Annotated in this window: 6 protein-coding genes and 2 pseudogenes; 6 read left to right on the forward strand and 2 right to left on the reverse strand. The window is 55.1% G+C overall.

Annotated elements, in window-relative coordinates; translation table 11 throughout:
* Positions 1–466: 466 nt before the first annotated feature.
* Positions 467–694: pseudogene (locus B0G83_RS37550) on the reverse strand (transposase); the annotation flags it as partial.
* Between the two features lie 306 nt (positions 695–1,000).
* The gene (locus B0G83_RS37555) at positions 1,001–1,933 is read right to left on the reverse strand and encodes a LysR family transcriptional regulator (RefSeq protein ID WP_105512312.1); all 933 of its coding nucleotides are present in this window, start codon (positions 1,931–1,933) and stop codon (positions 1,001–1,003) included.
* Between the two features lie 645 nt (positions 1,934–2,578).
* Between B0G83_RS37555 and B0G83_RS37560 the strand changes: the two genes are divergently transcribed.
* The 6 genes and pseudogenes from B0G83_RS37560 to B0G83_RS39000 form a co-directional block, all read left to right on the forward strand.
* A complete protein-coding gene (locus B0G83_RS37560) occupies positions 2,579–3,277 on the forward strand; it encodes a hypothetical protein (protein WP_105512313.1) in 699 nt (232 codons plus the stop codon).
* Positions 3,278–3,288: 11 nt separating this feature from the next.
* On the forward strand, positions 3,289–4,515 hold the full coding sequence (locus B0G83_RS37565) for an ATP-grasp domain-containing protein (protein WP_105512314.1): 1,227 nt from the start codon (positions 3,289–3,291) through the stop codon (positions 4,513–4,515).
* Positions 4,516–5,119: 604 nt separating this feature from the next.
* Complete coding sequence (locus tag B0G83_RS37570; protein ID WP_105512315.1) at positions 5,120–6,808, forward strand: NAD(P)/FAD-dependent oxidoreductase; 1,689 nt, start codon at positions 5,120–5,122, stop codon at positions 6,806–6,808.
* A 36-nt stretch (positions 6,809–6,844) separates the two neighbouring features.
* Positions 6,845–8,185, forward strand: coding sequence for an amidase family protein (locus B0G83_RS37575; protein WP_105512316.1), 1,341 nt, complete (start codon positions 6,845–6,847; stop codon positions 8,183–8,185).
* An 86-nt stretch (positions 8,186–8,271) separates the two neighbouring features.
* Entirely contained in the window at positions 8,272–9,645 is a 1,374-nt protein-coding gene (locus B0G83_RS37580; RefSeq protein ID WP_105512317.1) for a carboxyl transferase domain-containing protein, read from the forward strand.
* Between the two features lie 454 nt (positions 9,646–10,099).
* Positions 10,100–10,301: pseudogene (locus B0G83_RS39000) on the forward strand (hypothetical protein); the annotation flags it as partial.

Genomic DNA, 10,301 nt, shown 5'->3' on the forward strand with positions numbered 1-10,301 from the left:
AGGCCTACGACGCACTAGGCGTGAGGGTGTCGGAGCGGCTCATCCCGCTCCTGCTTGCGCGCATCCGCTCTTTCGCCACGCAGTACAAGCAGGCGTCGAATGCAACCGATTTGCGCCGCTTTCTGACCCAAGCCTGCGGCATACGGGTCAAAGTGCCGTAGTGTGGTTATGCCCACGCTTGTCGAGCTGGTGGGGCGGACTGCGGAACTGGCTATGCCGAGCCGGGCTATGTGGAGGATGACTACTGGGAGCAGACGCTGGCGATCCGCCTGACGCAGCGCTCGACGACCCGGGACTGTTAAGAAGCCTTAACAAAATGATATTAGGGGCTGTTAAGGAATCGCTGATTAATAGGCCATCCCGCGAGGTTGTCGGCGGCGATGGGTCGGAATTTCCGGATGCCGAAATGAAGCGTTGGCAATTCTGGTGAGTTTGACCCGAGGATGCGCCTCATTTCTCGCACTTTTCACACGCGTGACGGACTGCTCCCATGAACCGACCGCAACCGGTTTCGCGCGATCGCCAGGTTCGCCAGGGCGAACAGACTGAACAGTTGCGCCATGTTCTTGGCCAGTCCCTTGTAGCGCACCTTGCGATGACGGAACAGGTTCTTGACGATATGAGACGGATGCTCGACCCGTGCGCGAATCTGCGCCTTCGTTCGCTCGACCTGGATCACCAGATCCTTCAGCGGACACCTCAGCGATGACGGCCGGGCCTGATAAATCAGTGTTTCCCTAATCCGGCCAATTGCCCAGCCAATTCTGTTTTTTTGTGCAAGATTAGTGTGCGATATCAGTAATCGTGAAAATAATGTTAATAAATTTGATCCGGATTTTTCATTGACATTCGTCAAAGTTCGCCCGCCGGCTTCTTGATCTCGCACCAAATCTCCGACTGGACGCTTGCGTTAGGATCAAGACTGTTCGGCGCAACTATTCTGCGGATGTCGACGCATCGAAAGATCGCCCCTTCGACGCAACCCACGGCACGACGTAGATCAGTTGGGAAAACGTAGCGGCATGGTGGCGCGTTCTCTGCCGAGTGCGCCGTCTTCTGGCAAACAGAGTTGCAGCGAGCGAAAGAGGAAGCGCTGCAGTGCGGTTGCTGCGGACGTGCGGTCGTTCGACTTCGCGTGGCTGAATAGACCGAATTCAGCCACAGGCGGCATCGGCAGCCCGACAGCACGCGGATCGATCACGTGCATAGTATCGCGGCGCACGTGCCAGTCGAGCAGTAAAGCAATGCCGAGTCCGGCCTCAACGGCCGACTGGATCGCCGACAGGCTCGTGCTCGTGCAGGCAACGCGCCACACGATGCCGGCGTCAAGCAACGTCGCAAAGAAGTTCTCCTGCCATCTACATGCTCCGCCGAATGCGATGATTGGTAGGGGGCCATCACGCAGGTCGGCATTGCGGGAACGTGCGGCGGCCCAGCGAAGCGGTTGCCGCCAGGTAACGAGCGGCTCCGCGTGGATCAGCGCAGGATCGCCGATCGCGAAATCAAGTGTGTTGCTTGCGAGCCGCTGCGATAACGCCGGGCTCGCATCAACGACTATCTCCAACGAGACATCGGGAAACGATGCTGAGAATTGCCGCAATGCATGGCGAAGGTGACTCATTGCGATGTCTTCCAGAATGCCCACCCTCACCGTACCCGAGACGTCACCGACAGTCAGTGCGGAACGGGCCGCGAGGCCAATTTCAAGCACCTTGTGTGCATACGGCAGTAGCAGGCTGCCCGCCGAGGTCGGCTTCACGCCGCGCGGTGAACGTTCGAGCAGGCGTTGGCCGACTTCGTCTTCGAGACGCCGAAGGGCCATGCTCACGGCAGCCTGGGTGCGATGAAGAGCCACCGCAGCATTGCTCACGCTGCCGGCCTCTATCACCGTAACGAACGTACGCAGCAGCGTGCTGTCGAGATCGCGAATCATCAATTCCCCTCATGCAAACATAAAGATTATCAGGTTATACCACGCATACAGCCGCGGTTAATATCCTTCCGTCACTCACGCAGAGAGCATAGATGAAGAGGAATTGAACGGACAGCAAACCGGATACGCGTTGCTGAAAGCGTCCGTGACATTCGTGTTTGCTACCGCGCCGATGTCCACCGTCGCATTCATATGCGCGATCCAATGAAGTACAGTACCGTTACCCGCGACGATGGCATACGGCACGATTAGCACAACTTGGCTACCACACCGCTTTGCGGTGTTAGCGCTCGTGGCCATGGTCCAGCCCCCTCTCGAGAAGGAGTTTCCATGTGGTGGCACGCGAGAAGATCGAACCAGCTAGCTTCAGTCGACAAAAAACATTCGAGGCGAGAGCGTTCCGCAACGTTTGGCACGAATCCACTGGCAAAAGCCAAGCTGATCAAAAATCGTCTAGGAGCGCCCGACAGTACGCCCTGTCACCGCACAGCGACTGCAACGCGGCTTAGCCCCCACTGCAGGGGAATTCTCAGACTCTCCAAGGGACATCATTGCTTATTGTAAAGGCAGCTGTACCCCTGGTTCGTCCGGCTCAGGCATAAACAGTAACCGGTGCGCCCTGTTTTTTTCGATCTGGATGGTTATATGAATACAAGCAACGATCGAGCACGTCTTGAGCGAGTCGCTCAAGACGCAGTCGCCCAGATGTTCGCTACTTCGCCGGAGACCGCCGCCTTCCATCGTGGCGATTGGATCGACAGTGAATACTATCGCCGCCACCTCATCGAAACAGTGTTGCGAATCCGCCTTAACAACGAGGTCGACGCGTTCGCGCTGTACAAAATCGGCTTCAAGGACAACACGCTCGCGCAAATTCTCGCGCAATACCTTGCAGAAGAATATGGGCATGAGGGGCTATTTCTGCGTGACATCGAGAAATTCAGCCTGTCTGCAGCCGAGATCGACTGCACCGCACCTTTCCACAGCACCGACAAGCTGATTGGCTATCTTTATTTGAGCATTAGCCGCGACGGTCCGCTGTCGACAATGGTTTGGAACTGGTTTGTCGAATGGTATTCGAATCGCTATAACAAAATCATCACCGAAGCAGGAGCGCGCGCGTTCGGGCACGATCTCGTGAAGCGTTCGCTCGACCACATTCAGCACGACGGATCTCACGGTCACGATGATGTGATGTGGGTCGGTCTGCAGCGGGCAATCGACGGCTGGGGCGGAATCAAACAGGCTGAGACCTATTTGCGCCACTTCGTCGAACTGCTCCACGAGTACTTCGACGAGCTACTTGTGGCGACCACGCCCCGACGCGAAACTGTTGCTATATAAGGAACGTCCCCATGACCGCCATCATAGTGATTGAACCGGCGTCGTCCGGCACGGCGCTTGTCGCCGCCGCTGCGCGCCTTGGTGTCGCTGCGCACGTGTTTTCCGCCGAGCGCGTCGTGCCGCGTGACCTACGGGCGGCCGTCACGTCGTTCACGGTGGTGGACACTGCTTCGTCGAGCGCCGTCGCAGCCGCCGCATGCGCCATTGGCGCCGATGGAATCGTACCTGGGTTCGAATACTCAGTCGATGTAGCGGCGGAAGCGGCCGCTCGGCTCGGTCTCCCGCATCTGCCGCTCGAAGCGGCAGCGCTCACTCGCGACAAGTACCGCAGCCGATCACACCTCGCAATTGCGGGACTGGCGGGGCCCCGATTCGCCCGAATCGCAGATCGCCGTGACATCGTGACGGCCGCCTCGCAGGTCGGCTTTCCAGCCGTTGTTAAGCCTGTGGACGGCTGCGGTAGCCAGCACGCGACGCGCGTCAACTCTCTTGTCGAGCTGCAGCTCGCGGTCGAGCGCGCCATGCGCCACGGCGTTGTAGATATGGGCCGCGAAATTGGCCACGTGTTGCTACTTGAGCAATATGTCGAGGGTCCGGAGTACAGCATCGAAGGTTACGTCGGCCGACATGGGCCGCGCGTGCTTGCGGTGGCAGAAAAGCTGCTGAGTGCCGAGCCGTATTTCGTCGAGATGGGGCACATTGTCGAAGCAGCGTTGGCGCCAGAGCATCGTACAGCGCTGGTCGCTTACGTCGAGAAGGTCGCCGCGAAAATCGGCCTCAACCTCGGCGTTTTCCATGCAGAGGCGCGCATGACGCGCGACGGCCCCGTGCTCATCGAGATCGCCGCACGGCTCGGAGGTGATCGGATCTACCGGCTGGTTGAACTCAGCAAGTCCATCTCCTTGCCAGAAGTGATGATACGCAGTCATCTCGGCGACACCGATCCAGCGCCCCTCTGTGATGCAAGGCATGCGACGTGCGTGAGCGGTGTGCAGTTCTTCACGCCCGTAACTGGGCGCTTCGCCGGCGCCGCTGCGGTCGAACGCGTGCGCGCGACGCCCGGCTTCGAAGAGGTCGAGGTTCTTTCGCACATCGGCGGTACAGTCCTAAAACTGACGGACTTTCGCGCCCGCGTCGGACATGTGCTGTTTACGGCCGCAGATCGCCCGACGCTCGATTTGCGCCTCGCCGAAGCGCTGAAAGCGCTAAAATTCGATCACGCCGATAACGGTAGCTGAAAAATTTTCGCGACATGAGAATCAACTGATCCTCCGAGGGTAATCGCATAGTCGTGCTCAACCGTTGGTCCGACGAGTTCGCTGCTTAATATCACAACATCGATGATGCCGTCACGCTGCGCGCGGGACTGGACGCCAATCGGCGCCGTCGCCCCCAATCCGGAGCGCGAGTCAGTCGTCACGATGGCCTCGCACACCGCACTTAAACAGCCTTTGGCTGCATGACTGAGGCGAGTACCTTGACACGCGCCGGCTGACACCACGCCAAACGGATTGTTCAGGGCGGACGAAATAGCTTGCGCACGCCCGAAATATCTTCTCACAAATCAACCAACTCCCTTTATCAGTAGTGAGTCATGGCTGACGAAGCTACTCTCACGTTAGCTTGCTACAAACATCAATTTTATTTGTTTGATATGACCGCAGTCGATTTGATATCGTGGCATCCATGGATATTCACCATGAATAGCATTTTTCTGCCGAGGAGCAGCACAGCTATCGGCAACGGAATAAATAACCTCGATCTCTTCTGTCGAAGGTCCCTGCGCTATTTCCAGCCATCATCATTCCTCAAGTGGATGCATTGCCACAAAGGAGAAAATCCATGAAAAATCACGTCGCATCTTCACAAAGTCCATCACCGACTGTTGACCTATTGTATGACTACGCGCCGTTCCTCCGGCTCTGCGAGTCTGAAGGGGCAATCGGCTCCTTTTCATCACGCACTCCAACTCCGCGCGTTGCCATCGTGGGGGCCGGTATTAGCGGTCTTGTGGCGGCGACTGAGCTGATGCGGGCAGGCGTAAACGACGTTACGGTCTTTGAGGCCCGCGATCGCATTGGAGGAAGAATATGGTCACAAGTATTTGATCCGCGGTACCCGCACCTTATTGCTGAAATGGGCGCAATGCGGGTCCCTCCGAGTGCAACCGGTCTTTTCCATTATTTGAACAAACACGGCATTTCCACGACCACGTCTTTCCCCGATCCAGGAGTGGTTGATACCGAATTGCATTATCGCGGCACTCGCCATACCTGGCCGGCGGGAGATTCACCGCCACCTTTGTTCAGGCTTGTTCATGAAAGCTGGAGGGCATTTTTGCAGGAAGGGTGCGTGATCAATGGCACATCTCTTGTAGCGCCGGCAGAAATCACGGTCATGTTGAAATCACATCGCTTTCAGGAAGCGCGTGCGGCATGGCAAACGTGGCTCGATGTGTTCCGTGACAGTTCTTTCTATGCGGCCATTGTCGCGATTTTCACTGGCCCTCGCCCCCCCGGAGGTATCCCTTGGGAAAGGCCTTATGACTTTGAGCTGTTTGGCTCTTTAGGAATAGGATCCGGAGGTTTCCTACCTGTTTATCAGGCCGGATTCACCGAAATACTGCGCTTGGTCGTTAACGGCTATCTGGATGATCAACGCCTGATTTCCTGCGGAATCTCTACACTGGCTGAGCGCCTGGCGGGAGCGGAGATCGCAGGGTGCTCCGTTTCTGAACGGGTTCGCTTCAATAGCGTGGGTCGCATCTACAAAGAGAATGGAAAGATAAAACTGGTAACTGATGAAGACGAGGCATTGGTTTTCGACCGAGTGATCGTCACTAGCAACAACAGGGCAATGCAGATGGTTCATTGCCTGACCGACGACGAAACGTTTCTCAGCCGCGACGTCTCACGAGCCGTCAGGGAAACGCATCTTACGGGTTCCTCAAAGCTGTTCATGCTCACCCGCGACAAGTTCTGGATCACTAAAGACCTGCCAGTCACCATCCAGTCTGACAGTTTTGCGAGAGGAGTATATTGCCTTGATTACGAACCCGATAAGCCAGATGGTCAAGGTGTAGTTTTGCTTAGTTACACTTGGGAAGATGACGCTCACAAGCTACTGAGTGTTCCCGACAAAAAACAGCGGTGTGAGTGCTTTGTTGACGACCTTGCTACATTCCATCCAGAACTTGCGCGCCACCTGGTTCCCGCCGATGACGACTATGAACGTAGCATCCTGCACCATGACTGGCTGACCGATCCGCATTCTTCGGGTGCCTTTAAGCTCAACTATCCGGGCGAAGATGTTTACTCGCAGCGTCTCTTCTTTCAGTTCAAGACCGCGAATGATCCCGCATGGGATTCCGGCCTTTATCTGGCAGGATGTGGCTGCTCTTTTACCGGTGGGTGGATTGAGGGAGCTGTGCAGACGGCTGTGAACAGCGCCTGCGCCGTCATACGTAGCGCAGGAGGAAATCTTTTACCGGGCAATCCTCTTGACGAGATCCGCAGTGCTTATCGTTACTGACATCGGACAGGATGACATCCTATTCGCGGAAATTTTATGTATCCAAAAAACACTGTGGAATCGCTTTGCGATGGCATACGTACCGGTGCACTTTCAGCGGCTGAAATCCGGGAGCGTGCACTCAGCGCTGATTCGCATCTGAAAAAGCTCAACTGCTTCATCCGCACTTGCGGCCCGGACGCGCATTTCGCTAAAGCGAATGATGCCCTGAAAGGCGCACCGCTCTACGGCATTCCCTTTTCCTTAAAGGACAATATTTGTGTTAAGGGGCTCCCTGTCACTGCCGGGACACCGGGGATGGAAGGTTGTATAGCCACGCGCGATGCGCTTGTTGTCAGAAAGCTGAGAGCGCTCGGTGCTGTCGTTGCCGGCAAGAACAACATGCATGAACTCAGCTTTGGTATCACATCGGTCAATCCTCGATGGGGAACGGTGGGAAATCCAGCGGCTCCAGGGCATTTGGCTGGTGGCAGCAGTGGCGGCTGTGCCGCTGCTGTGGCAGCCGGTATCGTTCCGATGGCGATCGGAACGGACACCGGCGGCTCCGTAAGGATACCGGCCGCCTTCTGTGGTATCACCGGCTTCAGGCCCACAAGTGGTCGCTGGTCTTCGGCCGGAATCATTCCAGTTTCTCGCACGAAGGATTCGCCGGGCCTTCTGACGCGGACGGCGAAAGATGCATTACTTCTATATGATCTGCTGTCCCCCGATAGCCACCTTCCGACAAAACAGAAAAATACTCGCGGCCGAATAGGCCTTCCGGCCTCCATGTGGACTGACCTGGAGGATGATGTCCGAAAGTATTGCTGGCATGCCGTCAGGCGATTGACTTGCGCTGGTTTCCAGTGCGTTGAACTGGATGACGCGGTTGTTGCTGACCTGAATAGAACCGGAACCTTCACCATTCCGGTTTACGAATTCTTCACTGACTTTCCCCGCACATTGCTTTCCTTAGGATGGGGAAACAGGATAAATGCTGTATTTGATAACATTCGCGACAAAATTGTTCGCAACATCATTCACGCCAATCTTGGTGGACAGCTTATATCTGCCGCAGATTATTCATCAGCAATCCAGAATATAGGCGTCTTACGTCTACAAATAGACTCGCTGTTCAGCACTCGAGGCATCGATTTTCTCGTGTACCCGACAGTTCCGCGTAGCGTCCCTCATCTGAGCGATGCCAGCAGGCCGGGACTGTTTGCCGAGGTGATACGTAACACCGACTTGGCCAGCAACGCCGCGATACCTTCTATCACCCTTCCAGTTGCTCCCGATGATGCATTACCGGTGGGGTTGAGTATTGACGCCGCGCGGGGCCAGGACCGCCGCCTTCTGGCCGCAGCAATGTCTATGGAAGACATTTTGGCTTCCTGAAAATGAGGCTGCCATTCAACACCGCACAGACGCACGGCACCGATAACAGCCAACATTCATACGCATTGCCAGGAGGCAGATAGCTAATGCAAATTTCGTTGAAAAGAATAAACGTGCTCTATGACGCAGATAGTTTTGTTGACCGTCAACCTGCCGCAAAAAGTCATTTCATCTGCGGCGAAGGAACCATAAATTTGGTAAAAACCTTTCTGGTCATGAATCGCGGAGGAGACTGTGAATTTCAGGGAGGCGGACAGTGGCGCACTGCCGAGCAGATCATCAGCACGGTAACTCGGGCCCGGGATAAACGTGCCCCCTTAATCTACATTCAGGACAAGGCAGGAGGGACAGGCAGTTTCGACACCACGAAAGTGCTCTCGCCGGACATGGCCAGATTACTTTTATCTCCATTCGGAATGGGCAGGGTCAGTGCATCCCTCGCAGAATTTGCAGAAGGAAATTTGCTAATTTCCGTCATACTCGGTCCGACCTCAGGTCCACTTGCTTTACCGTTGATGCTCGCAGACCTAGTGTTGATGACTGAGAAAGGTGCTCTATGTATGGGTCGTCCGGATATGGTGAAGGCAATGCTGGCCCAGGAGTCCGATCTCTATTCGCTAGGTGGAACAGACGTTCACAGCAAGGGCTCGGGCTCGGTTCAACTGGTATTCAAAGATGAAGAAAGTTTATTCAAGTGCATAAGAAAATTACTGCATGGAAGTTTCAAAGGCAAGGGACCCCATGGCCTTGAATATGAAGAACCCGATGCGGTTGATTTTGAAAAATTAATTCCAACAGATCATCGCACACCCTATGACATGCATCATTTGCTGAATTCCTTTATCGACAAAGGCAGCTTTACGGAAATAAGCGCCGAATACGCGGAGGAAGTGTTGACCGCCTACGCGAGCATCAAAGGAAATTTCGCTGTAATTATCGCCAACAACCCCCGACATAATGGAGGTGCAATTTATCGGAAATCCGCCTCAAAAATGGTAAAAATGATAAATATTGCCGCAAAAACCAACATGCCAATCATATTCATTGCCGATATCCCAGGATTTATGATCGGCAGAGAAGCTGAAAAAAGTGGCATATTTTCGGCCGCAGCGGAATTATTCAGAGCACATGTTCGATGCAAGGTACCAAAATTACTGCTCGTCGCCAGAAAAGCGTATACGGGAGGAGTGTACGCCATGGGTGGTCCTGGATTTGACCCTGTGGCAGTACTGGCGTATCCGCGGGCCCACATCGGCGTTTTCAGCCCGGACACGATGAAGAAAGTAATGTCTGAGTCTGATGAAACCACCAGATCCATAATGCGAAAACTGACCGATGAAATTGAAAACCCAGAATTGTTGAAAATTAATGGGCTGATTACTGATGTCATCGAGATAGAACATACTCGAGAACAAATTACCAAGTATTTGTTCCCTGTAGGGAGTGAAGCTAGCGCCTGAGTTGAATCGCAAGCGTCTCACTTCCACAGTCCAGCGCAGTCTGCTTGTCGGTAACGCGGATACATGGCGGGCGGATATCACCGCATTAAAGGGCGAAGTTTCGCGGTTTGGCCTCGGTCTGCCGTTGTTGAGAGCTAGCGAGGAGGTGCATGCGGCGTCGACTGAAGCCGACGCCGACCGAATGTCGACGAACCAAGTTGCAGTCTCCAGCGAAGCCACGCTCAACCGCGAGCAGATCCAGAAGGACCGAGAAAATGTTGAAACTAGCGCTTGCTGGCCGTGGAAGTCCGACGTTAAGTCGTGAGTTCGGTGCACGGAGTGGTGGCAGGCTGCCGAACCATCGCGATCACTCACAACCGTCCGAGAAACCTGTATTACATAACGGCCGCTAGCGTCGACCGACGACAGTCCCCGTGGCGCACAGCACGCGTACTGTGAGCGATAGACTTCATTAATGATCATCTTCAGCACCCAGCGACCGCGCAGTCGCAGCGTCGTCCATCACCGCAGCGCCATTCAGGCAACAACCAGATTGACACATGGCTTGCCGTTCGCGCCGACCCTGCTCGATCAGGCGTTTGCCGTCACCGCGCCGAATCAGGCCTGGTGTGGTGATATCCGTTATGTCGCCACAAAACCCTCGAAACCCCACAGAT

The organism is Paraburkholderia sp. BL21I4N1 (assembly GCF_002973525.1).
In the GTDB taxonomy this organism is placed as follows: domain Bacteria; phylum Pseudomonadota; class Gammaproteobacteria; order Burkholderiales; family Burkholderiaceae; genus Paraburkholderia.